The sequence below is a fragment of the Geofilum rhodophaeum genome, from assembly GCF_002210225.1.
In the GTDB taxonomy this organism is placed as follows: domain Bacteria; phylum Bacteroidota; class Bacteroidia; order Bacteroidales; family Marinilabiliaceae; genus Geofilum; species Geofilum rhodophaeum.
The window spans coordinates 140,947-165,768 of the sequence record NZ_MWUJ01000001.1 but is presented as its reverse complement, the minus strand read 5'-3'; the positions used below and the strand labels follow the sequence as shown (position 1 = coordinate 165,768).

The 24,822-nt window shown below is 51.2% G+C and carries 10 protein-coding genes; 6 read left to right on the top strand and 4 right to left on the bottom strand.

The genetic code is table 11. The annotated features are described in order from the left end of the window. The first annotated feature begins 103 nt into the window (after window positions 1–103). The 3 genes from B4W65_RS00540 (at window position 104) to B4W65_RS00530 (ending at window position 10,345) form a co-directional block, all read left to right on the top strand. Window positions 104–3,103, top strand: a complete 3,000-nt coding sequence (locus B4W65_RS00540; protein ID WP_158522740.1) for a T9SS type A sorting domain-containing protein — start codon at window positions 104–106, stop codon at window positions 3,101–3,103. A 135-nt stretch (window positions 3,104–3,238) separates the two neighbouring features. Continuing rightward, window positions 3,239–7,717, top strand: a complete 4,479-nt coding sequence (locus B4W65_RS00535) for a rhamnogalacturonan lyase family protein (protein WP_088653155.1) — start codon at window positions 3,239–3,241, stop codon at window positions 7,715–7,717. Between the two features lie 21 nt (window positions 7,718–7,738). Continuing rightward, window positions 7,739–10,345 carry a rhamnogalacturonan lyase family protein gene (locus B4W65_RS00530; protein ID WP_088653154.1) on the top strand — a complete coding sequence of 869 codons (2,607 nt, stop codon included), beginning with the start codon at window positions 7,739–7,741 and terminating at the stop codon, window positions 10,343–10,345. Between the two features lie 419 nt (window positions 10,346–10,764). Here the strand turns inward: B4W65_RS00530 and B4W65_RS00525 are convergent, their stop codons facing one another. From B4W65_RS00525 to B4W65_RS00510, 4 genes are read right to left on the bottom strand one after another with little or no spacing between them, the layout of a single operon-like run. Then, complete coding sequence (locus tag B4W65_RS00525) at window positions 10,765–13,155, bottom strand: beta-galactosidase (RefSeq protein WP_158522739.1); 2,391 nt, start codon at window positions 13,153–13,155, stop codon at window positions 10,765–10,767. Between the two features lie 22 nt (window positions 13,156–13,177). After that, window positions 13,178–16,024: a sugar-binding domain-containing protein gene (locus B4W65_RS00520; protein ID WP_205741185.1), complete on the bottom strand. Its 2,847-nt coding sequence runs from the start codon at window positions 16,022–16,024 to the stop codon at window positions 13,178–13,180. A 31-nt stretch (window positions 16,025–16,055) separates the two neighbouring features. Continuing rightward, window positions 16,056–19,346, bottom strand: a complete 3,291-nt coding sequence (locus tag B4W65_RS00515) for a DUF5107 domain-containing protein (protein WP_088653152.1) — start codon at window positions 19,344–19,346, stop codon at window positions 16,056–16,058. 38 nt (window positions 19,347–19,384) lie between these two features. Continuing rightward, the gene (locus tag B4W65_RS00510; protein ID WP_088653151.1) at window positions 19,385–20,782 is read right to left on the bottom strand and encodes a sugar porter family MFS transporter; all 1,398 of its coding nucleotides are present in this window, start codon (window positions 20,780–20,782) and stop codon (window positions 19,385–19,387) included. A 204-nt stretch (window positions 20,783–20,986) separates the two neighbouring features. Here B4W65_RS00510 and B4W65_RS00505 point away from each other — a divergent pair, with 204 nt between their 5' ends. The 3 genes from B4W65_RS00505 to B4W65_RS00495 all read left to right on the top strand — a co-directional run bounded on the left by B4W65_RS00505 (window position 20,987) and on the right by B4W65_RS00495 (window position 24,775). After that, entirely contained in the window at window positions 20,987–21,856 is an 870-nt protein-coding gene (locus B4W65_RS00505) for an AraC family transcriptional regulator (protein WP_158522738.1), read from the top strand. 47 nt (window positions 21,857–21,903) lie between these two features. After that, the gene (locus B4W65_RS00500) at window positions 21,904–22,575 is read left to right on the top strand and encodes an SGNH/GDSL hydrolase family protein (protein ID WP_088653149.1); all 672 of its coding nucleotides are present in this window, start codon (window positions 21,904–21,906) and stop codon (window positions 22,573–22,575) included. Between the two features lie 88 nt (window positions 22,576–22,663). Further along, window positions 22,664–24,775: a rhamnogalacturonan lyase family protein gene (locus tag B4W65_RS00495; protein WP_088653148.1), complete on the top strand. Its 2,112-nt coding sequence runs from the start codon at window positions 22,664–22,666 to the stop codon at window positions 24,773–24,775. Window positions 24,776–24,822 lie beyond the last annotated feature (47 nt).

Below are 24,822 nucleotides of genomic sequence, written 5' to 3'. Positions count from 1 at the left end.
TTAGGTGTGTTTTGTTTCACTTATGTGTTGATTTGTTAAGTGTTGCATTGTTTTAATGAAAAAGAAGTCTTATAGCTTTTTGTTGAACCTTAAAATCTATTGTATGAAGAAGTTTTATTCAAAGCCAGTACGCACGCTGCTTTTAGGAGCAGTTGGGTTGATGGGCATGACCGCCCTGCAGGCGCAGGATCCGGTTACCATTACCTGGAATGGAAGTGTAAGTACGGATGCCAGTATCCCTGAGAACTGGACTCCGGTTGGAGGAATGGACGGCAACGATATTGTCGTTCCGCATGTAGGTGATTATGCTGATCCTAATGCGCCCAATCACCCGGTAGTGAATCGTGATTCGGAACTGTTCATAAGGACTTTGGGTGTTGCTGCATCCTATTATTTTGAAGATCCGATTGTAGATGCCGAAGGCAATCCTGTAGTGGATGAAAATGGGGAAGCCACCTTTAATATAATTGAACATCCAAAAGGGGAGATTACTTTCGCTATGCCCGAAGGCATACAAACCCGTATCACTGGTAATTCTACTTATTTGGGAGGGCGTGTGACGGTATCTTCCGGAATTTTGTCCACCAACAGGAACTTCTACCTGGAGAACTTGGACAGTGAATTGATCATTGAAGGAACAGGTCGTGGTGTTTTCGATTCCTATTTTCTTTTTAGTAAGGATGGAAATGCTGTAAGCGGTGGAAAGATTTTTTTGAGGGACCAGGGTGAATTGTATCTGTCGGCCAGAATCATTGATCGTTGGTCTTCCAACCCCGAAAACAGTGTTTTGACCATTGAGGACGACGCCTTTATTCGCCTGAAAGGTGATCATCGCGGTTATTTGGGGACACGCCTGGGAACAGGTCAGTTGACTGGTGGTGAAAATTTTTATCCCATCTTTTATTACGATATGGCAGAAGATATGACCTATGTGTACGCTAAGCCGCAAGGGACTGCCTATTTGCATTTAACCAGCCGGTTTGCTCCCCGGGTAGAACGGGTGATTGAGGGTGTTGCTGGTGCAGAAGTTGGGATTGCTATGCATACCGCTCTTGAAGGTGCGCAACAGTTTGTATGGAAGTACGGCACACAATCAGGAGGCCCATACGATGTGACTATGTCAACCAGTACAGAATCCAACTTGTTTTCTCCCACCTTTGCTACTGCCGGCACCTATTTCATGGTTTGTGAGGTTACCCTTGCAGGCGGCGAAGTTGTTCAATCTAATGAGATTGAGTACCTGGTAGCTCCTGATTTGATTCTCCTCGATCACCTGCAGATGCAATATGTAAGAGGCGGTAGAGCCGGAGCAACTGTTACTGCTGTTATCAAGGATGGGATTACTGCCGAGCCTGGTGAGTGGAAATTTGCAACTGTCTCCGGTGGGCCTTATGAGTCATTTGCCACAGCTGAGACCGCGCTGGAGTATGCGCCTCAATTCGATACCCCCGGTGCTTATTATGTGGTTTATCAGGCGATGATTGACGGTGAGTTGGCTACCAGTCCCGAGTTGATTGTTAATGCTCAGGATGAAGCCGATGCTCCTCTGGCTCTGGTATGGACCGGTGCAGATAGTGATGACTTTAGTCACGCCTACAACTGGACCCCAGCTGCCCATCCGCACAACAATAACGTGATTGTTACCGTGGATGCACCCTACTGGCCTGTAGTCTACCCAGGTTCCGGTGAAATCACCATCAAAAATGGAACAGAGCTGCATTATAAGGCGGCAGTTACCGAAATTGTTGATGAGGTCGAAACTGTGCTTGAAGAGGCTGTCCAGGCTACCTTGATTGTTCGTTCGGGCGAGGGTGATGTGCTTTATCTTGACGGCCGTTTTGAGAAAGTAGGAGCCGGTAAGTTTGTGGTTGAGTCCGGAACCTTTAGTAAGATTGGAACCAACGGTTGGTTGGAGTTGCGTGAGAATCATTCCCGCCTGATCGTAAAAGGAACAGGTGTGGCTGTTTTTGACGTAATGGATGCCTGGGATAGTGGATTGTTGATGCTGGCCAACAGTAGTGGAATATCTGCTGGAGGTGAAGTACATGTTTCTGAGAATGGAAAAGTTTTATTCCGAGGCGGTATTGCTCGTATTTCAGGGAATAAGGACGCTGAATTTTCACGCATCAAACTTACCGATAATGGTCAGTTTATCTTCATGGGTGATGCCAGCAAAAAAGTTGGAGCCTACATGGCCAACAATCGCTTTTACAGCGATGAGGGCTTTGAGCCGGTCTCTTTTTTCAGTGCATCGGAAGACATCACTCCTGTTTATGTCAGGGATATGAGTGAATTCTCGATAGAGCAGGGTGAGACTTTATATTTGTCGGTTGGAGAGGTGTCTCCTGCTTTTGGTTTGATTAATACTGGGGAGCTGGCCGATTTTGAATGGAAGTTTAATCAAGATCCATTGAGTGAATGGACTTCTTTCGCAACGCCTGTTACAGGAGCTTCCGGTGTGGTAAGTTTCGATACCCCAGGTACCTATTTTGTAGCAGCTGAAGCTGGCGACGGAACCCGTACCAATAACTTTGTAAAAGCCGTAGTCTTTGATTTTAAGGTTGATTTTGTGGAGGATGCCGGGTCTTATACCCTCTCGGTAGTTCTTCCTGAAGGTGCTAAAGCAAGCGGTTGGTTTGAGCAGGCACCAGGGGAAACTGAATATGCTGTTTCTGATTTGGGTGGTGCAGAGTTGAGCTATACCTTGGAGCCTTTCTTTATGGCTGATGGGGAGCACCTGATTACCTATCAGGCCATCTTGAAGGATGAGGCAGACCAGGATGTTAATATTATGGCAGTTCCTGTTGTTGTTACCATCTCCAATGGAGCAATCACTTCGGTGGATGCCGGTGTTGGAACTTCTATTGGCGATGTAAAAGTATTGCCGCTAGGTGTTTCACCCAACCCCAGTGAGGGCACTTTTACCCTGACTGTGGATGCCGATAGTTACGTGGTTGAGGTGATTGACTTTACCGGTGCCGTAGTTCAGCGTCAGCAGTTCAGCGGTCGCAGCAATACTGTTACCATTAACAACAAAGGTGTATTTATCCTGCGTGTTGTTTCTGCCGACGGTGTTGGTGTGCAGCGTGTAGTCATTAATTAAACTTTTATTGCAACCCGGCCAAAGGGGCCGGGTTGCTTTTTTCTTAACCATCTGGCCAGTTGTTTTAATTCGGGCAGATGGTTTTTTTGATACCGGTTGCGGCTTTTGTCCGGAAAGACTATAAATACTATAGTAATGAAAAGATTTTCTGTGTTAAAGGGATGGTTGTTTGTGCTGCTTTTGTTTTTTGTAATGGTCGAAGGACGGGCGCAACGCCAAATGGAAGTACTTGACCGTGGTTTAGTCGCGGTACAGGTGAGCGACGGGGTGTTTTTGTCGTGGCGTCTGAATGGTTATGAGTGGTATGGTTATACCTATAATGTTTATCGGGATGAGGTTCTTGTGAATGAAGCTCCCTTACAAGTGAGTAATTTACTAGATGCCGGCGGGACATCTGCCTCTCGGTATCGTATAGAAGTTTTAAAGGACGGAGTGGCTGTAGAGCAGTCACAAGCCGTTGAAGTATGGGAACAACAGTACCTGGAGTTGGTGCTGAAACCGAGGAATACCTCGGTGTATGAAATAAATGACATTACGGCTGCCGATTTGGATGGCGACGGCAGTTATGAGCTGATTGTTAAGCGGATTGCCAAGGGGTGGAACGAAGACAATACCCATTATTCTTATTTTGAAGCGTATAGGCTCGACGGAACTTTCCTCTGGGAAATCAATGTGGGTCCCAATATACTACCCGATGTGGAAATTAATATAGCGGCCTTTGATTTTGATGGCGATGGCAAAGCAGAGGTGTTTTTGCGGACTTCGGAGGGCACCATTTTTGGTGATGGAAGTCAAATAGGTGATACCGATGGCGATGGTATTGTCAATTACCGCTATTCGGTGGGAACTACACCCAATATGCAGTATATGAATGAAGGTCCGGAATTTTTATCTCTGGTAGATGGCGAAACGGGAGCCGAACTGGATCGGGTTGATTTTATTCCGCGGGGGCAATCCTCCGATTGGGGAGACAGTTACGGGCATAGAGCCAGCAAGTACTTTTTTGGAGCCCCTTATCTCGACGGACTGAAACCCAGTTTGTTTATTGGTCGAGGAATTTACACCAAAACAGAGATGCGTACCTACGATGTGGTGGGCAAGAAGCTGGTGCTTCGTTGGTCCTTCAGTTCGGGCAACAGTGGTCCCTATTACGGACAGGGGAATCATAATTATACCATTGCCGATGTAGATGGGGACGGACGTGATGAAATTGTGTGGGGCTCGATGGCGGTGGATGACGATGGCAGTGGTTTGTATTCTACTCAATTGGGACACGGAGACGCTATGCATATAGGTGATCTGGACCCTTTTCGGGAGGGTCAGGAAGCCTGGCGATGTTTGGAAAACTCCCCGGATTGGGGGACGGTCTTTCACGATGCAGGGACCGGTGAAATATTGATTCATAATCGTACAGGTTTCGATACAGGTAGGGCTATTGCAGCCAATATCTCAGATGAGATAAAAGGAAAAGCCATCTGGGGAGGGGGTACCATGTATGGGGCAAGTTCGCGCAATGCAATTGGAGGCGGAGCAGGACCCGAAAACTTCCGGATATATTGGGATGGAGATTTGCTGGAGGAACTGTTGGATCATTCCGGTTTCTCTACTTCGACCGGTTATGGAACGGGTGCCATCTACAAGTACGGAGTCTCAGGACCGGTTTTGTTGGCTTCGGGTGCCATTTCGAACAATTATACCAAGGGAACACCAGGCTTGCAAGCCGATTTGTTGGGCGATTGGCGTGAAGAGGTGGTGTGGCGTACGGAAGACAATACCGCCATTAGAGTCTATACTACGGTTGCCACCAGTCCTTACCGGGTGTATGCCTTGATGCACGATCACCAGTACCGACAGGCAGTGACCTGGCAGATGTGTGGCTACAATCAGCCGCCGCATGTCAGCTTCTTTTTGGGAGAAGGGGAAGGTAAAACTGTGCCTCCTCCGCCTGCGCTTTCTAACGGGCGACTTGTTTACCAGGGAGGGGCCTGGACCCAAGAGGCACAGGTTTGGAAAAAGGATGGTGTGGATGTCGCATTTACGGATGGCGAACACTTGCTTTTTGACGCAGGTGCCGGTGAAGACGCAGAAGTGCTGTTGCAGTACGATGTGTCGCCTTCGGTTTTGAGCGTGAATTCACCCTATAATATTAATTTGAATGCAAGTTCCGGAGAACTGAGTGGGAGCATGCTCCTGGCTAAATCGGGTAAGGGGACTTTTACGCTCAGTGGTACTCATTCGTATACAGGCGCTACAGAGGTGTGGGCCGGCCTACTAAACCTGGAAGGCAGTCTGACCAACAGTCCTGTTTTGCTCGAATTCTTTGGACGTATGGCACTCTCTGGTTCGCTGGGCAGCGACTTGCAAATGCGTTTTGGCTCCGAGTTTTTTGTCGGGGGGCAGGAGGTGACAGGCAGCTCTGAGGTAGCAGGAGTTTTTGATATGGATGCGGGTGCCCGCTTGGTTTTCGATTTGAATGAGCAGGGTGCTGATTTTCTGGAGTTGAATGGTTCAATAGATGTAGAACAGGATGTCGTTTTGGTTTTTAATACCGGAGGCGCAGCATTAACGGCAGGGACTTATCCCCTGGTGCGCTTACCCGAATCGGTGGTTTTTCTCCCGGAGTCTTTCGAAGTAGAGGGCTTAACCGGAATTCCCTATGAATTAAAGCAGGAAGGAAATGTTTTGCAATTGCTTGTAAAAGAAGTACGCGCTCCACAAACCATTTATTGGAACGGGGCAGCCGGTGCTCTTTGGAATTTGGCCGATGCAGAAAGTTTTAGAACAGCCGAGTCGACAGCGACCTATTTTGTGGATCAGGATGAGGTGGTGTTTGACGATACCGCACCAGCCATGGAGGTGGAACTCGCAGAGACCTTGACGCCTTCATCGGTGCTGGTGAATACTGCAGACACTTACCGCTTTAGTGGAGTGGGCGCCATTGCCGGAAGCACGGGTTTGGTGAAAAGCGGCTCCGGCAGTCTGTTTGTTGATAATGTGAATGCCTTTACCGGTGCGGTGGTCGTTGAGGGCGGGAAGCTGGTGGTGTCTGCCATGCCCAGTTCAACAGCCAACGGGGCCTTGGGTGTGCCCAGCTCTGATGCCAATTTGTTGACTTTAAACGGGGGGCTGCTTGAGGTTACTCAAGCGGGAAGTGCCGATAGGGCTATGACTTTGGGTGCGGCCGGCGGAACGCTGGTGAATGTTGGTGAACTGTATTGGAACGAGAAACTGGTTGGTGGTAAACTGACTAAAGCCGGCTCTGGCAAACTAATCCTTGGCGGAACCAACAGTCACGATGAGTTGTTGATCCGGGAGGGAACGGTCCGCTTGCTTAATGAGACGACGAACCCCGGTAAGAAGGTGGTTTTTGAAGGCGGCGTTTTGGAGAGTTATGATAATGCACACTCCTACAGCACATGGACCTGGAATATGGATGTACCGGAAGGTGAAACGGGCAGTATTTATATGGACGGCCGAGGCGATTATACGGGTTCCCTAAGCGGTGCCGGCGATTTTAATGTTTACATCCCCTTTGTCCGCACCGATTTTAGGGGCAATTGGTCTGCTTTTACCGGTCGCATTAATGTTTTTAAATCTGGCGACGGAGGAGATTTTCGGGTGGAGAACAGCTACGGCTATCCGGGTGCTCTGGTTAATTTGGGAGAGGGCGTTACCTTATATCACCTGTCTTCGGGAACAGTTAAGCTGGGTGCGCTGGAGGGTAAGGGAAGCCTCAAAGACAACAGTCGTTGGGAGATTGGGGCCCGAAACAACAGTACGACCTTTGAAGGCCTTATTGGCGCCGGAAGTCTTTTTAAAACGGGTACGGGTGTTTTTAGTCTCACTGCTGCCAATACTTATGCCGGGGGCACTACGGTTGCCCAGGGGCGTTTGTCGGTGCTCAATGCTTCCGGAAGTGCTACAGGTACGGGGGCTGTAATTGTGGAGAATGGTGGCAGCATCAATGGCACGGGAACCATTGCCGGTTCTTTGCGTATTAAAGAAGGTGCACGCTTGTTTGCCGGTTATACTACTACGGGCACCTCTTTAACGGTTGATCAAGGTGTACAGATGGATGCAGGAGCAGGGTTGGTAGTTCGGCTCAACCGGGAGACGGGCGTAAGCGACTGCCTGATTGTTGGAGGCTCATTTTCTGCCAATGGCGTTTTAGCTGTGGTGGCTTCCGGAGGTGCTTACGCTGCAGGGCAAAGCTATCAAATATTGAATGCCGGAAGTATCAACGGGCAGTTTGAGCAGATTTTGCCTGCCAGTCCGGCAACTGGCTTGCATTGGGACCTTTCTGAGCTCTATTCCCATGGTATACTAAAGGTGAGTGATCAGGCGGTTTCCGTTTCTGCAAACGAACATGAAGATCAGGTGCTGCTTTACCCGAATCCGGTGAAAACATTGATGAATGTGGAGTGGCCAAGGGAATGGACGGCGATGGCTCCCTTGCATCTGCAGCTTTACAATATGGTGGGACAAAAGGTGGTGGAGCAGTTACAGCCTGGTGCCTCCGCTGAGGTGGATGTGTCGACCTTGCCTGCGGGGCTCTATCTTTTGCAATTACAATATGGAACCGGGGTTTATACCCGAAAAGTGAAGATCAAATAGTGGGAATTTAACAGAGAAGATATGAAGTGTAGTTTACGAAAGGAATGGATTGTTTTATTGGTTCTTGTTGGCCTGAGTGTGGGTTCGGCAGAGGGGCAGAAACAAGTGGAAAAGCTGCAGCGGGGAGCGGTGGCTGTGCGTGAAGGAGATGGGTATTGGCTCAGCTGGCGCTTGCTGGGTGAAGAGCCTTGGGAGACCGGGTTCAATATTTACCGCGATGGAGTTCTAATTAATGAGGAACCGGTAACTGATGTGAGTAGCTATCTGGATGCTTCAGCGCCTGTGGGAAGTAGTTATGTAGTTAAGGCCTTAATTAACGGGGTTGAACAGACTGAAGTTTATGCGGCTCGAAACATCGACAATCGTGAAGGGACCGGAGCCTGGTTCGATGTTCCGCTTAAGCGGCCCGCCCAAGGTGCGCAAGGCGGCTATTATTATCCCAACGATGCCAGTGTGGGGGATTTGCTGGGCAATGGGGAATATGAGATCGTTTTGAAATGGGATCCCGACAATGCCAAGGATAATTCGCAGGGGGGAATCACCGACAATGTGTTTCTGGATGCTTATACCCTGGATGGTGCGCATTTGTGGCGTATTGATCTGGGACCCAATATCCGGGCGGGTGCCCATTATACCCAGTTTTTGGTGTATGATTTTGACGGAAACGGTAAAGCCGAAATTATGGTAAAGACGGCACCGGGTACCAAAGACGGCACCGGCGCTTACATCGGTATGGGGCCGGCAGCCTCTGCCAATCACAGTGCCATTTATCGAAATCCTTATGGTTATATTTTGTCGGGTCCCGAGTATCTGACTGTTTTTGATGGTGCAACCGGGAAGGAGTTGGCAACAGCCGATTATTGGCCTTTACGAGGAACGGTGTCGGCCTGGGGTGATGATTATGGAAACCGGGTAGATCGTTTCAACGCGGCAGTGGCCTATGTGGACGGGGAGCGTCCCTCAGCGGTGTTTCAGCGGGGGTACTATACCCGGATGACATTTGCCGCCTGGGATTGGCGGGATGGTGAATTAACCCGGAGGTGGACTTTTGACTCGAATACGACAGGGAACGGAGCGTATTTTGGTCAGGGCAACCACTCCCTGCATACCGTGGATGCCGATGGTGATGGCAGGCATGATTTGGTTACCGGTGCTGCAGTGATCTCTTCCGAGGGCAAGGGAATGCACACGACCGGTTTTGGCCATGCCGATGCCACGCACATCACTTATATGAAAAAGGAGGATGCTCGTCCCATGATTTGGATGCCACACGAAAGTGGTGGTAATGGGGTGCTGCTGCGCTACGCCGATGATGGGGAGGTGCTTTTTCATTATCCTGCCCCTGGCGATATTGGTCGCGCAGCAGCAGCTGAATTAGATCCCCAACACCCAGGCTTTCATTTCTGGGCCGCAGGTCATGGCCTGTTTAATCTTAATGGCACTCGTGTGGGCAATATCCCTTCTTCTACCAATTTTTTGATTTGGTGGGATGGAGATTTAAGTAGAGAGTTGTTAAACAGCAATCGCATCGATAAGTGGAGTATTGGAGCCAATTTGGGGACAACTATTTTAACCGGAAATGGTACCAGTTCCAACAATGGCAGCAAGTCCACCCCTGCGCTGTCTGCCGATTTGTTTGGCGATTGGCGGGAGGAGGTGATTTTCAGACGAAACGATGCGGAAGCTTTGCGTATTTATACTACTGCGATTCAAACGGAGCATAAGTTGTACACACTTATGCATGATCCGGTATACCGCTGTGCCATTTCCTGGCAAAACAGCTCCTACAATCAGCCACCGCATCCGGGCTTTTATTTGGCTACCGATATGGATTTCCCAATGGCTGCCCCCGCAGTTAAAGTTTTGGATAATGTAAATAGGGGGTCGGGTCAAGTGGTTCAGGATTTATTGGTACATGATTTTGCTGGCGCTCCATATTGGGAGGTGAAAACCTCCTTAAATGGTGAAGAATCTGTTTATGGCGATATGGCTTTTTACTATGGCAGCGGTCCTGATTTCCTGAATGAGAAGGAGTGGATCCGCACGAGTATGGAGTCGCGTAAATATCCTGGCGACTTAACGCTGGCAACCTTTGTGGCGCAGAAAGATGCGGAGATTTATGTTGTGCATCATCAGACGATTACTGAAGTGCCCGGTTGGTTGTCTGCTTGGGAGCTGACCGGAGAAGAGCTTAAGTTTAAAAATGCCAGCGGCGCCGAGGCTCCGGCCAATTTGTATAAGAAATCCGTCCTTGCAGGGGAGACCGTAATGTTGGGAGGTAATACCAACGATGGTTCACTTTCAAAATTGATGTATTTTGTGGTTGCCGATGCCGGGGTGCTCAGCAGCGTATCTGCTTTGACGGCGAAAGAGGTCAATGAGCTGCGTGTGGTGCCAAATCCGGTTAAAGGAAGTGCAGAAGTGAAGTTGCAGCTCGGGAACGATCAGCAGTTGCGTTTGGCCCTTTATGATTTGAATGGCCGTCTGGTGAAGGTGCTCGATCAGGGTTGGCGCGCTTCAGGGGCCTATTCCATTCCCTGGACGACTGCAGAGCTGGCCCAAGGGGTTTACATTTTACAATTGAGCACCGAAACGGGCATTCAACAGCAAAAGGTAGTGGTGCAATAAAACTTGGTTTTACAGCAGCACCCTGTTTCAGGAATACCCCTGAAACAGGGTGCTGTTGACCTTTTAAATTAAGTTAGAATGGGGTTTTTTTGGAATGAAATACTGGTACCCTTTGGGGTTGAAATAAACATAGGAAGCGTTGTATCAGGGTAAACTGTTCCAAAATTACCTCCTAAAGCAAAATAACAACCAATTTAGTGATTCACTTTATTTTCAAAATACACAGCATATCTATTATCCATTGCTTTCTCACATTTTTTATCGACTACGACGTGGATCCATCGTTTCGTAAATGCTCCAATAGCTAATGCGTAGTGTTTCAGACCTCTGCTTTGCTGTTTTCTGTACTGTGGCATTTGGGTTTATTAATTGCGATTACCGGGGCCTTTGCTTTTTATCGATGTTTTTTTGAAGGAGTTTTAAAGCTTCAAAAGGGTTTTGTACTCGGGCACAATTTGGAGTCCTTTTACTTCCAGTACTTTGCCGTCTTTGAATTCAGGGAGGGGCTTAATGTCCTTTAGGTAAGGGGCGTCGTCATACATGGGGTGGAAGAAAAACAGGATGCTGTTCTCTTCTAGTTCCGGGGCTACTGCTTTCAGACTGATTTCCCATTGGCGGCCGTGGTAAAAGTGATCGGTGAGCAGGCTGCCGTTGATGAAGGCCAAGCCGCGATCGCCAACGTAATCGATGCTTACCATCAGGTCGTTGATGTGATGAAAATCGGTGTTAAGGCGCAGGAGGTATTTTTGAGCACTTACCTGCTCCCATTCGTATTCGGGAGTGAACGTTTCAAAGTGAACGCTGAAACTCGAAAAGTTTTTAGCTATGGGCCGTTCTGTTTTGATTTGCGCATGGGATGCACCAAAATGGTTCGGCCCTTGCGGAAATACATGAATGAGGTTGTGGGTAGTCTTGCTGATCAACTGCAGGCCTTCCTGGTTGTCGAGCAGAAGTGCCTCTGAAAAGTAGAGTTGTTTCCCTATCTTCACTGCGTTTCGGGCCATTTTCATGGGCAGCACCAGGATGCTTTCGCCATTGGCCATGAAGGAGAAGGGGCCTGGTTTTTGGGGTTTGACTGTCAGACTGCCTGGGTGCTTTGTGAGGTCGGCATTGGAGCTTCCGGTGATTTTGGTTTCGCTGCTGAAATTGAGCTCGGCGGCGATTCCATCGATCATGGTGAAAACATGGTAGGAGCCCTTGGTGCCTTTAAGGGCGGTAAAGGGTTGAACCGTGGCGGTTTTAAGGGTGGCGCCTCCGAGCGGAAGGTTAAAGGGGAAGATGGCCGATGTGGCCCTGGGGATGTTGAGACTGCCTTGTCTGGGGAAGCGAAAGGACTCCCCGTCGCCTTCCAGCTCAATGCTTACGTCTTCGATGCTTTGTACTTCGGCATGGTCCTGAAAGTTGATGATGAAAAGGAAGCCGGCATTGTCTTTTGTGCGAACCGCGTAACGCAGGGTTTCGGTGTTCTCTGGTTTCAGGGTGGCGGCTTCGGGGGGCAGTAGGGTAGTCATCGGTGCGAGGTTTGAACCGTAACTGTCTAAAAAGCTGTGCAGCAGGCGCAGGTCGTGGTAGTGCTCCCGGGCCTGGCCGTATTGACCCAGGGGTGCCTGGAAGTCGTAATTTACGCGGGGAATGCCGTTGGCTTCTTCGTTGTAAAACTTGCCGTCGAATTGCGGGGTGGATCCACCATGGTACATGTAGTAACCAATGCCGTTGGAGCCGCTGCCGACGGTGCGTACCATAAGCGGCAGCACACTTTCATAGGGGACAAAGGGGCGGCGACTGTATTTGATTTGAATGCCGGGGCCAATTTCGGCCGACAGGGAGGGGTAAAGACTGGTGTCGTAGCTGACGGGACTGTAATCGGGCTGGTGCTTGATGTCCTTAAACAAATAGAAGGGAGAGGGGTAGGGATTGGCCCAAAAGGGATAGGCGTAGGCGGCTGTTACCGGGAGACTGCCCTGCTCGACGATGGTGGCATTTCCCCAGCCGGTGGCGGTGTAAAGGGGCACATTCAGCCCATTTTTTTGGGCCAGCTGCTTTAAGTTGTTCATGTGCAGCTTGCCGTATTCGAACCAGGGATTTTGCCCGTCGCTTACCGTAATTTGATTGTGTACCTGAGCGGCATCGCGGTTGGCTACGGTCCGTTCGGTTTTGCCTCCCGGATAGCCCCATTCCCAGGGGGCCGCCGAATGTTGGTACTCGTTTTCGAGCTGAATGCCGATTACCGGACCGCCATCCTGGTAAAGCAGGCCTTCCAGTTGTCGACCAATTTGTCCGTAGAGGCGATCTACATAGTCGAGATAGCCCGGATCGTTGCTGCGGATCTCGAAAGGCTGACCGTAAAGCCAGTCGGGTATGCCGCCATTACGCATTTCGCCGTGACAAAATGGTCCCACGCGAACAATGGCCTGCAGCTCGTTTTTGTGGATGAGCTCTAAAAAATGACGCAGATCGAGATCGTTTGTCCAGTCGAAATTCCCGGGCTGCCTTTCATGCAGATTCCAGAATACGTAGGTGGCGATGGTATTGATGCCTCCGGCCTTCATTTTCAAAATTTCCTCTTCCCAGTAGGCCTTGGGGAAGCGGGAATAGTGAAATTCTCCGATGATGGGATAGAAGGGGCTGCCGTTTTTTTCGATGTAGTGACTGTTGACGTCAATGGTTTCGCCCCGGGGATTGGTTCCTCCCAGATTTAGGTGTTCCCGCTGAATGCTTTCAGCCTGGTGTTGCAGGGACAGCGTGTAACTGTTTTGCGCCTGGAGGCTGTGCCCCCAGGCGAAAAGCAGCAAGAAAAAGAGTTTATTCATGTTGTCGTGTTTTTTAGGTCTGTCAGGGGGCTTCATTAACATAGGATTGCCATACGGCCCTTTCTTTTTCTTCGAATAATTCGCCAACTATGGCCGCATCTACTGCTTCGGTGGGCGCGAAATCTTCACTTTGCATATAAGTCAGAATGCTGTGTCTTAATTGCCGAGCAGCGGGGCGCTGCTCCAGATTGTTGCTCAGGTCGGCACTGCATACCACCAGTTTTCCCGCTCCAACTCTGGCCTCGAAAAGCAGGGCCAGTCGACGGTTTAAAAACCAGGTGTCGATGGGTTGCACTTGCGGGCGGAAGGACCGGGGAAAATTTTCAAGGTTCATCACCTGTTGACGATTGGTCAGCTCCCACCACTGCAGGTCGCTGTAGTAATCGGTGGGGAAATCATGGAATATGGGATGGCTGTCCTGAATCAACAGTCCGGTGGTGTGCGGCGGGCGCATGCGAAACCAGGAGGTATTCCAGAATACCGGGTTGTAATGTTGCACCACATCCTTTCCGTTTTCTACTTTACCGGCAGCCAACAGCAGTACTTTTTGTCCCTCGTTCAGTGCTTTCTCCACTTCAGGCGTCCATTCGCTGGCCAGGAGCAGCTCCTGAGAGGGCTCCTGAATCGGAGTATTGGGATAGACCCACAGGTTCCAATGGTTTTGGTATTGGTCCAGCGTGACCGAAAGCCGGAGCTTTTGGGCGCTTTGCACAAAGTCGAGCGGAAGCTGAATGCGACCGGCGCGGTGTTCGTTGCCTACCGGAATGGTGAGGTCGGCAAAAACTCCTTCGGCTGCAATCTCGCCATCCTCCGTATTGAGTTGCCAGCTTACTTCGGCCGGGTCGATGACTTGTCCGCTGAAGTTGGCAATTTCGATCCAGGTGTCCAGTACATCGGTGTTTTCAAAGGTGAATTGCTCGAGGCGCACCAGGGGAACGACTTCATTGCAAAAGGCGCTGAACTCGGAGGCGCTGATGTAGCCTTTTTCGTCCCAGAAGGCATCGAGCACGCCCACCAGGGCGGTGCCCTGACCCGAAAAGTCGTTCAGACTCAAGAGCTGGAAGCCGGCCAGGTTGGGGGTGCGCAGGGTGGCTTCAATTTCCTGCTTGTAGCTGGAGGCCTGCAGTTTCCCTGAGGCCATAAGGAAGTCCCGCGCCTGATCGCCCATGTGCTGATCGCCCAAATGTTCCTGAAAAAGCTCAAAGTTTTTGGCTTTAAGTGACCCGGTGTATTTGGGCAGCTCGTCGAAGTTGGGAAAGACGCACCATTGGCCCATTTCAAAGGTGATGTAGGGGCGTTCCAGGTTTTCTGTCTTGTTGCGGTAGTCGAAGGTCGATTCCGGACGTTTTTTGTTCCATTCCAAACCACGGGGTGGGGCACGGACAAAAAAGTCACTGTTGTTGATGATGGCCCAGCTGCCTCCGGTGGAGGCCCCGGTGTACAAAAAGCGATTGTCGTAGGCCCTGAAGTGGTCCACCCAGTCCTCGAGGTAGGCAACATAGTTGCCGGAGGGCTCGTTGCCGTAGGCCATCATGACAAAGGAGGGATGGTTGCCGTAGGTGTCGATGATGCGCCGGGTCTCTTCCATCAGGTAGTCGTCGAGCGGCAGTCCCCAGCCCAGTTCCACCGAATACTTGGCCCAACTGGGCCCTTCTACCTGGAGGTAAATGCCGGCCTTGTCGGCGGCATGGAAGGCGGCTTCGGGGGGACAGTAGGAGTGGAAGCGCATGTGGTTGAGGCCGAAGTCTCGACAAATCTCAAAGATGCGTGCCCAGGAGGCTTCGTCGGTAGGCGGATAGCCGGTGAGTGGGAAAACGCTGCATTCGGTGGTGCCACGCAAGAAGGTGGGGGTGCCGTTGATGGCAAAATGCTTGTCGGCCAGCGTAAACTCCCGCATACCAAAGGGACTGCTGTACTGTATTTGCTGGCCCTCCTGGTCTTCGAGGGTCAGCGTGGCTTCGTACAAGTTGGGTGCAAATTCACTCCAGGTCTGGTAGTCTGCTCCCATATCGATGTTGAAGGAAGCTTTTTTCTGGCCCTCCGGCCAATCGAGGGTGAGGGGCGACAGACTGTGGCTGTGGTTGCTCCCGGTCAGTTTAAAGGTGATACGTCCTCCGGAAGGAGCTGTGTTGAGTTCTATGTCCACCTTCAGCGCGTTTTCAGCCAAGCGGGGACTCAGCTTAACTTGTTTATAATGGATGTTGTCCAAAGGAAACAGTTTCATGCTGCCCGTAATGCCGTTCCAGTTGCCCTGGGTATGGTCCGACAGGCTGTGGGAGTTGATGCCGGGATCGATGTCGCGAATGGCGTTGTCGACCCGCACGGTGAGTCGGTGTTGTCCGGCGCTTACCAGTCGCCCCGGTATGGTGAAACGATGAGGTACCGAAAGGCTGTTGTCGCTGCCAACGACCACCGAGTCGAGCCACACTTTGGTCTGCCAATGCGGCCTTTCGAGGTCCAGTATCAGGTCCTTTCCCGCCCAATGCGCCGGAATATCCAGGTCCTTTTGAAACCAGGCCATGCCCTTATAATGCGTTACGGGGGTCAGCCAAAAAGGGAATTTGATGTTGCCGGCTTGCCGGTATTTTTCCATGGCCGGATTAAAGTACCAGGAGCTGTCGTAGATGCTGCCGGTCCAGTCGGTCTTCAGGGTCGGTTCATTGCCTATGGCATAGTCCCTGAGTGCCCCGGGGAGTTGTATTTCTCCCGGAAGCCGGGTCCTGTACCACTGTTCCTCTTCGCCTTTTTCTTCTTCGTCCAGGCGAAAGTGCCAACTTCCTGAAAGATCTATGGTTGTTTCTTTGGCTTGCTGACAAGCCAAAGTGCCCAGCAGCAACACGGCTGCCATTCCCATTAGTATTTTTTTCATATCCTTGGATTTTTGTCCGTTTGCTTTGTGTTTAAAGGTCGAAAAGTTGCTGATGCAGCCAGGCGCCCTGGTGGTAGCGGTTTTCAGATAGCACTTGTTTCAGCTGCACCCCTGCCTTGTCCTTCTGCCCCAGACCCAGGAGTCCCAGTCCCATTAAATAACGGCAGTTTTGCAGCTGCCTTTTTTGCAGGTCTTCTTCAAAAATAAGTAAATCGGGCAGCGAAACGGCAAAATAATCCATTTTAAAGGGGATAAACAGGTGCTTTTCGCCGTATTTCAGCAGTTTGAAAAAACGGCTGCGCGCCTCTTCTTCCCTGCCCAGGGCCCGGAGGGCCAGTCCCTGATAAAAGAGTTGGTCGGACTGCTGGTCGTTGTAATAGAGGGCTACAGAGGCTTCTATGTTGCCCTGGGCGGCCTTTTCCCAACAGCTTATGGCCTCAGCGCTAAGTCCCATAGCCTGGTGGGTGATGCCCAGCCAGTAGTTGGTGTCGTTTTCGAGCGCATTGGGCAATTTGCCTTCCCCCAGGTTGTGGGGGTAGGAAAAGCAGGCTTCAAGATGGGAGAGGGCCGACGGGTAATCTTTCTGCTGCAGGGCCTTTTGGGCCAGCTGGGTGCGGGCCAGCAGGTACTGTCCCGTTACCTTACCCTCCCCACCCTCCCAGGGGTGAAAGCGGCGTTGCAGCAACAGCGCAAGGGCCCTATCCGCTTTTCCTGTGAGGTTGTAGAGGCTGATCAACTCCAGAAACAGGTCGTCGCGGAAAGTCACCTGTTCGGGATGTTTCTGCAGCAGGGACAATCGCTCTTGCGGACTTTTGTTGCATTTTTTGTAGAGCTGGTCGAGTTCCATCAGCACGCGGGCATCGGTGGTCGCCAGGGCAAAAGCTTTTTCCAGTGCCTGCAGTGCTGCTTGGGGCTTGTTTTGTTTGTTGTAATAGGCCAGGGCCAGATTGCGGTGCACCGTGGGGAAGCGGTCGTTGAGACTGCGGGATTGTTCCCAGCATTGGAGGGCCCGGTTGTGCTGCCGGGCGCCGTACCAAAAGTTGCCCATATAGTACCAGGCCTTGTCGTCCCCGGGCCGCAGGTTGACGGCAGCTTCCAGCGCAAGCAGTTCTTCTGTTTTGTTGGGAAAGCAGTAATCGGGGGCGCAGGCGGCCGCCTTTTCAAAAGTATCGGCAGCCAAGTTCCGCTCTCCCTGCCGCAGCTCGAAATAGCCGGTGAGGTAGTGCGTCATGGGGTAGGTCTGCCCTTTAACATCGGCCACCTTTTCCAGAAAAGCACAGGCCTCCTTGAAACGGCCGGCATGGGCGTAGTCGAGTGCGTATTCCAGGCAAGTGTGGATGTTGGGTCCCGCCAGTCCCTGCACCTCCTTCAGGTGCGCAGCCGACCCGGTTAACAGCCACAGCTCGAAGCGCAGGCCATGGTTGAAAGGGTCCATAGCCAGGGCGTTTTCGGCTTCCTGCAAGGCTTCCGTTTTATGACCTTCCAGGCGAAGTGCCAGGGTCTTGAGGTGGTGCGCCTTGGGGTTGTTGCTGTTACGGGCCAGGGAGCGGTTGGTCAGTTCCAGGGCCTTTCCCAGGTCGCCCCTTTCGATGGCCATGCGTGCCGCCTGAAAGCTGGCGCTGTCGACCCAGGCGGCATTCCAGGCAGCCTTGTTGAACCAGCGATAGGCTTCTTCGTCCTTTCCTTGCAAACGCAGACACAAACCCAGATGGTACAGGGCTTCTCCCTCATAGGGGTTGGGGTTTCTTTGGGTAAGGGTGTTTACTGCCTTGCGCAGGAAGGGTTCGGCGTCTTGCAGGCAGCCCCTGCGCAGCAGCCACAGGCCCATGGCGTTGTTGCAGCGCCAGTCCTCCGGCTCCCGTTTCAGGGCTTCCAGATAATAGTCGCGTGGATCGTAAGTCGCGTGGCGGTACTGCTCCAGGTGCAGACCCTGCAGGTAAAGCTGGTCCACACTGCGGAGGTCTTCCGGATCCTTTGCCGCCTGTGCCGGCTCGGGCATGGGTTGTAGTGTTTCAGGCTCGGCTTGCCAGTCGACCAGCACCTTTCCATCTTTGCTCAGGAGGGCGACATGGAGGTCGCTCAGCTCAGTCTCGTCCGGAATTATTTCGTTGAAGCTCATGGCGGGTGAGGTGTCGATCTGGGTGTCGAGGAGGAGCTTTTCTCCTTTCTTAACCACGACCTGAGCTTTGGGGAAGGTGCCTGTTGTGTAGAGTTTAAGACGCAAGCCTCCTGCTTCGACTTCGATGTTGAGCAGGGCATCCCGGGTAGCGTTTTTAACCATCCCCAAATCGCGGTAGGGCATGAAGTATTGCTCAAAGCTTTTTTCTTCGTAAGGCTGCAACCAGGCAAAATCCGGCTGATTGTCGGTGTACACCCCGCACATCAGCTCGATGTAAGGACCGTCTTCGTCGGTCAGGTTACGGTCCCACGCCCGGCCAAAATCACCATGTCCCCAGGTCCATTGTTTTTTGCCGGGTGAAACGTGGTGGTCGGCCACATGCAGCAAACCGGCCTGGGTGTCGTTTTCGTAGCCGCCAACAAAGTCGTACTTCGACTGGATGGCCATATAGCTGGTCGGGGCAGGAATGTTTTTGTAGCGCGAAATATCTACGCCGGCCGAATAATCTACTTTGTAGTAGTGCCCGGTGGCTATGGGGAAACTGGCGACATCGCGCTTTCCATGGTCGAATACGGCATTCACATCGGGTGGGAAAACCGATTGGTAGTGGTCGTTGACTTTTACTGCCGGATTGGCCCACCACAAAAAGGTTTGTGGATGTGGCGTGCCGTTGAAGAGTTTGACTTTTATCTGCAGGTAAGCCTTGTCGGGGTGTAGGGTAAACCCGGCCCTTCCCCTGGTTCGGAACATACGTTCGAGTTCGTTGCACCACACGGTAACGCTTCCGTCCTGGTTTTCTTCAATGAGGGCTTCTACCGCTTCGTAGGTGCTGGGGCGGTGGTGCTGCGGCCAGTTGAACTCAATTCCCCCCGAAATCCACGGTCCTGTTAGTCCCACCAGCGCCGGTTTTATCACACTGTTGTAATAGACAAAGTGGCGTTGTTTTATTTTATCGTAGGCCATTTGAATGCGACCGCCCAGCTCCGGGAGAATCATAATTTTCAGGTACTGGTTTTCGAGGTAAATGGCCTGCCATTCCTTGTCGCTTTTTTCGTCGGCTATTTTCTCAACGACCGGGTAGGGGTACACCGAACCGCTGCTGCCCTGGTAAACCCTTTTTTCCAGAAATATGGGGTTTTTCTCAGGTGCGCCCGTCTCGTAGGTCGGGATAATTATTTTTTCGCCCCAGGCTTTAACATTCATAGTGGTGGTTTTTCAAGTTGTTGATGTAGTGTTTTGGCTTATTGGTGGATGTGTTTTTCAATCTCTTCGAGGGTCTTTCCCTTGGTCTCCGGCAATTTTTTACGAAGGAATAAAAAGCCGAGGAGACAAATAAAGGCGTAGAGCCAAAAGGTGCCCCCGGCTTGCAACAGGCGATTCAGGAAGGGGAAGGTGAAGGTCAGCAGAAAGCTGGCTCCCCATAAGGCCGTTGTGGCCACTGCCATGGCGGCACCCCGTATGCGGTTGGGAAAAATTTCGGACAAGATGACCCAGGTGACCGGGGCCAGGGTCATGGCATAGGTGGCAATACCCAACAACACCAACACTAAAATAACGATGCCTTGTAGTCCCAGCAGATAACTGCCCCCCAAGAGAAAATAGATGAGGGTGAGTCCCCCTGCCCCCAGCAGCATCAGTTTTTTACGCCCCAGACTGTCGACCATACGCATGGCCACGAGGGTGAAAACCAGATTGATGGTGCCGGTAATGATGATGTTGAAGAGCATGTCGCTGACGGTGTAGCCGGCGGCGACGAAAATTTCTTCGGCGTAGTTAAAAACAACGTTGATGCCGCACCATTGCTGAAATACTGCCAGTACGATTCCCAATATCAGTACCGGACGTATTTTTTTACTCAGTAAGGTGCTTTGGGGGCGCTCCGTTTTGTCGCTTTGCTTTTTCAGGGAGCTCAGTATGTTCCGGACTTCTGTTTGGGCATAATCCCTACCTCCTATGCGACCGAGCAGGGTGGCGGCTTTGGCCTGGTGTCCTTTTTTCAGCAGAAAGCGGGGACTCTCAGGAATCAGAAAGGACAGTCCCAGGAAGATAAGAGCCGGAAAGGCTTCGGCCCAGAACATCCAGCGCCAGCCCCATTGCCCGTTCCACGAAAGCTGAATGTCGGTATCCCCGGCGCCGGGTGCTACGGTGTCGGCAATGAGGTAGTTGGTGATTTGAGCGGCAAGGATGCCGATGACGATGGTCAGTTGGTTGACCGACACCAGACGGCCTCTGAAAGCGGCGGGAGCCGTTTCAGCAATGTACATGGGCGAAATGGCAGAGGCCATTCCGATGCCCAAGCCTCCCAGTACACGAAACAGGATAAAGGGGGTATAGCTGTCTACCGCCCCGGTGCCCAGGGCCGAGAGGGTAAATAAAGCAGCCGCCGTGGTTAACAAGGGCTTTCGTCCAAAGCGGTCGGCCAGCCATCCCGAAACGACTGCCCCCAGCAGGCAGCCAATCAGCGCACTGCTCATGGCCCAGCCTTGCAGTGAAGGGGAGTGGGTGATTTCGAAAAAGCGCTCGTAAAAGGGTTTGGCCCCTCCAATCACTACCCAGTCGTAGCCAAAAAGAAGTCCCCCCAGGGCAGATACCAGGGTGATGCCAAGGATGAAAGGTTGGTTGTAACGGACTGCAGTCATGCTGTTTCAGTTTTGTTGTTCAAAAATAAGGGCAAGTGCGCATGTTTAGAATGAACAATTTTATTATAATATGCACAATTTTATCATATTTGTGGTATGCCGTATTGGTGTTTATGCATATCTGTGTCTTGTTTGTCAGGCTTTTTATGTGTATTGGGTGGTCGGTGGCAAATAAGGTTTATTCATTATACCTGTGGTTTGTGTATGAAGAAAAAAGATGGTTTTCCCGGTCAACAGAGTTATGTTATTCCTGAAAGAGTGTTGGACGGGGTGCGTTGTTCGCCACTTTGTGGCGATTTGTACCTGACCGATATTGGTTTTTATCCCCAGGCTTTGCATCATTACCGGGAGCGGCCACAAGGGGTGGCCCAAACCATTTTGCTCTATAATGTGGAGGGTGGGGGTGAAATCGTGCTGAATGATCGGCGCATTCCCTTGCCTGCCCATCACTTTTTTATTATTCCGGAGGGTACGCCCCATGCTTATGCAGCAGATAAGTCTCGGCCCTGGTCGCTTTACTGGATTCATTTTTCGGGACGAAAAGCAGCGTGCCTGGCGCGTCCTTTTCTGGTGCCGGTGTCTGTAGAGCGTTCCTCTCATTCACGGGTGCGCGACCGCCTGCAGTTGTTCAATGAGGTGTTTTATAACCTTCGGCAGGGTTTTGGTACTGAGTTGGTAGAGTATGTTAATCTGCTTTTGCCACATTTGCTGGCCTCTTTTACGCATTTGGTGCAATTCAGGGCTGTCAATGAGCCGCTGAAGGACGATCCGGTGAGTCGCAGTATTCATTTTATGCTGGAACAGCTTAATGAACAAATTGGGCTGCCCGAGCTGGCTGCTGCGGCAGGTCTTTCTGTTTCGCACTACTCTCGCTTGTTTGCGGCCCGAATGGGCAAGGGGCCCATTGCCTATTTTATTCAACTGAAGATGCAGGAGGCCTGTCGCTTATTGGATCAGCAAAACCTTTCGGTGGCCGAAATCGCCGGTCGCCTGGGCTTTGATGATCAGTTTTACTTTTCGAGGCAGTTCCGAAAAGTCATGGATATGTCGCCCACCGCTTACCGCAGGCGATAATAGCATGGGGAAGCTTAGGATGTTTTAAAACTAAAAATAAGAATAAGATGAAGAGATTTAGATTTGCTTTTTTTATGTGGATGTTGACTGTGCCTTTTTGGGGCCAGCAGGAGTTAATCCAAAAGTCACCCCTTTACGGGAAAACCATGAACATAATTGGTGACAGTTACGTAAAAAATCATCGGCGCCCTGTAGCGGAGACCTGGCATGCCAAAATTGCCGATAAATACGAGATGAGCTATAATAATTATGGGCGTAATGGGAATTGTATTGCTTTTGATCGCAGCGCGGAAGGTTTTGGTCCTTCCATCGTTGAGCGCTTTTCCGAGATGAGCGATTCGGCCGACTATGTGTTGGTGGTTGCAGGTCATAACGATGCAGATAACCTCGATAGGTTGGGAAGCCTGGAGGAATTTCGTGAGCAGTTGAAACTTTTGTGCGAAGGGCTTATCGCTAAGTATCCGTCCGCAAAAATTGCCTTCTATACGAGTTGGCGGGTTCCTCGTCCAAACTTCACTGAGGTTGCTGCGGTTATGGAGGAGGTTTGTGGGCAATTCTCCATTCCGATTTACAATGCCCAAAAATACAGCGGTGTTTATGTTTGGGATGCGGCCTTTAGACAAAAGTATTTTCAAGGTGTTGATGATACGGCGCACTTAAATAATCAAGGGCATAATCTTTTTATGAATAAGGCCGAAAGTTTTTTGCTGGGTTTGTAGTGTTTCGGGGGCAGATGATAGATTTTTGCAACAAAATGATGGGCGGGATTCAGTGCTTAGGCTGTAAACTTGCCTTAAATTTATATCTATGAAAATGAAAGTGTTTTCCTTTTTTCTGAGCTTGTTTTTGTTGCAGGGTCTTTTTCAGTGGTCGCTTTCGGCGCAGCGCCCTATGGAGTACCTCGACCGGGGCCTGGTGGCCCTGGAGACCAGTAACGGCATTTTTTTGTCTTGGCGCATGGTGGGCAGCGATCCGCAAGATGTGGCCTTTAATATTTACCGTGATGGAGAAAAAATTAACGCTGCGCCCATTGCTACAAAGACCAATTATATGGATGTTGCCGGCAGTGCCGCCTCTTTTTATCAGGTGGAAACCATTTCAGAAAGTGCTGCAAATGAACTGTCGGCCGAAAGTGAAGTGTGGCCCTTGTATCCACCGGTTGCCAATCCCGGAAGGGACTATGTGCCCTTGAAACGGGTGCCGCTGCCTCCGGCTCCGGTTGTAGATGGCGTGGAGTTTGTTCCCGGCGACATGAGTGTTGGGGACCTCACGGGCGATGGCCGTTATGAGTTTGTTTATGAATGGGAGTCGAGTAGCGGTGCCTATTCCTGTCTGGATGCCGTGGATCTGGACGGCAAGCACCTTTGGCGCATCCATGGTGGCCCTAATGTGACTACTGCCAAATTGAACATCATGGTTTACGATTTGGATATGGACGGCAGGGCAGAAGTTGCTTTTTTGTCGGGCCCCGGTACCATTGACGGAAGCGGAAAGGCCATTGATAAAGGTCCCGCTGCCGATTATCCCAGCGATTTGGTGCTGCCCCGCTCTTCGGGCAACCTGATGGAGGACCCTCAGTTTATTACGGTGTTTGACGGACTTACCGGGGCTGAGCTGGCGACTGCGGAGCACTGGCCGCAACTGGGCCCGGTGAGTCAGCATGAGGCCACCTGGGGAGACGACCGCGGCCATCGTGCCAGTTCCCTGAAAGGTGGCGTGCTTTATACTTTGGAGCACGGACCGCTCTTGGTCTTCCAGCGTGGGGTATATACACGTGTTGGTATGGCCGCTTACAAATGGGATGGTAACGAGGAACTGGCGCGGGTGTGGACTTTCGACAGCAATGCCCCGGGCAACGGCGCTTATGCTGCTCAGGGTAATCACAGTGTGGTTATTGGCGATTTGGATGACGACGGCAACGACGAGTACATTTACGGTGCAGCCGCCATCGACCACGATGGCAGCGGCTTGTACAGTACAGGGTTTGGGCATGGCGATTCGCATGCCTTGGCCGATCACGATCCCTTTGTCGAAGGACTGGAGTATTATCAGACACATGAAGACAAGGTGCATGGGATTTCGATGCGCAAAGCCGGCAGCGGTGAAATTCTATGGCGGGTGGACAGTCCCAACGACATTGGACGGGGCTGGGCGGCCGATGTAGATCCCCGCTATCCGGGTTCAGAGGCTGTAGGTATTGGGTTGGGTAATTTTAATAAGTCGGGCTTTGTGCTGAGTACCGAATACAATGCCTACGACCAGCCCTTGTACTTTGACGGCGATATTGAAAAGGACTTGCGCAACGGGGGCAATATTAATGGCGGCTACAGTGGCGGGCGGCATCTGACCTCATGGTATTATGGGGCCTCAACCATTCATTATACAAAAAACGACGCCAATTTGGTGGCCGATATTATGGGCGACTGGCGCGAGGAGGTGGTATATAGGGAGAACAGTAATGAGGCTTTGTTGATCTTCTCCAGCTGGTTTCCTACCGAAAGGAAGAATTATACCCTAATGCATGATCCTGTTTATCGCATGGCTGTGGCTGTGCAAAATGTGGGTTATAATCAACCGGCGCACGTCGGCTACTATTTTCCCGATGGTGCACCGGTGCCCAATATAGAAATTGTACGTTACACCGACACGGGGACAAGTGTGACCCGGCAGCCGCATCCGGAGAGGAGACTGGAGGTGTACCCCAACCCGGTTCGGGAGACGGCCCATATCGTATTTAAGGGCGGGGCTGGATATACGGCGCGTGTTGAAGTCTTTAATTTGTTGGGGGCTCAGCTTAAAACAGGGGTTCTTCAGAATGGGGTGCTCGATCTTGAACTTGGCGATTTACGTGCAGGGGTGTATGTTCTCAGGGTGTGGGAAAATGGACAGGTTTTCAGTGCCCGCTTTGTAAAGCAGTAAAGGTTGTATAAACAAGAAGCTTGTTTTTCTCGTCCAATTATAGCAAA

Bases quoted from the DNA above. Each gene is read 5' to 3' on its own strand.
- B4W65_RS00515 (WP_088653152.1), bottom strand. From the start codon at position 19,346: ATGAATGTTAAAGCCTGGGGCGAAAAAATAATTATCCCGACCTACGAG.
- B4W65_RS00530 (WP_088653154.1), top strand. From the start codon at position 7,739: ATGAAGTGTAGTTTACGAAAGGAATGGATTGTTTTATTGGTTCTTGTT.
- B4W65_RS00535 (WP_088653155.1), top strand. From the start codon at position 3,239: ATGAAAAGATTTTCTGTGTTAAAGGGATGGTTGTTTGTGCTGCTTTTG.
- B4W65_RS00525 (WP_158522739.1), bottom strand. From the start codon at position 13,155: ATGAATAAACTCTTTTTCTTGCTGCTTTTCGCCTGGGGGCACAGCCTC.
- B4W65_RS00520 (WP_205741185.1), bottom strand. From the start codon at position 16,024: ATGAAAAAAATACTAATGGGAATGGCAGCCGTGTTGCTGCTGGGCACT.
- B4W65_RS00495 (WP_088653148.1), top strand. From the start codon at position 22,664: ATGAAAATGAAAGTGTTTTCCTTTTTTCTGAGCTTGTTTTTGTTGCAG.
- B4W65_RS00500 (WP_088653149.1), top strand. From the start codon at position 21,904: ATGAAGAGATTTAGATTTGCTTTTTTTATGTGGATGTTGACTGTGCCT.
- B4W65_RS00505 (WP_158522738.1), top strand. From the start codon at position 20,987: ATGAAGAAAAAAGATGGTTTTCCCGGTCAACAGAGTTATGTTATTCCT.
- B4W65_RS00540 (WP_158522740.1), top strand. From the start codon at position 104: ATGAAGAAGTTTTATTCAAAGCCAGTACGCACGCTGCTTTTAGGAGCA.
- B4W65_RS00510 (WP_088653151.1), bottom strand. From the start codon at position 20,782: ATGACTGCAGTCCGTTACAACCAACCTTTCATCCTTGGCATCACCCTG.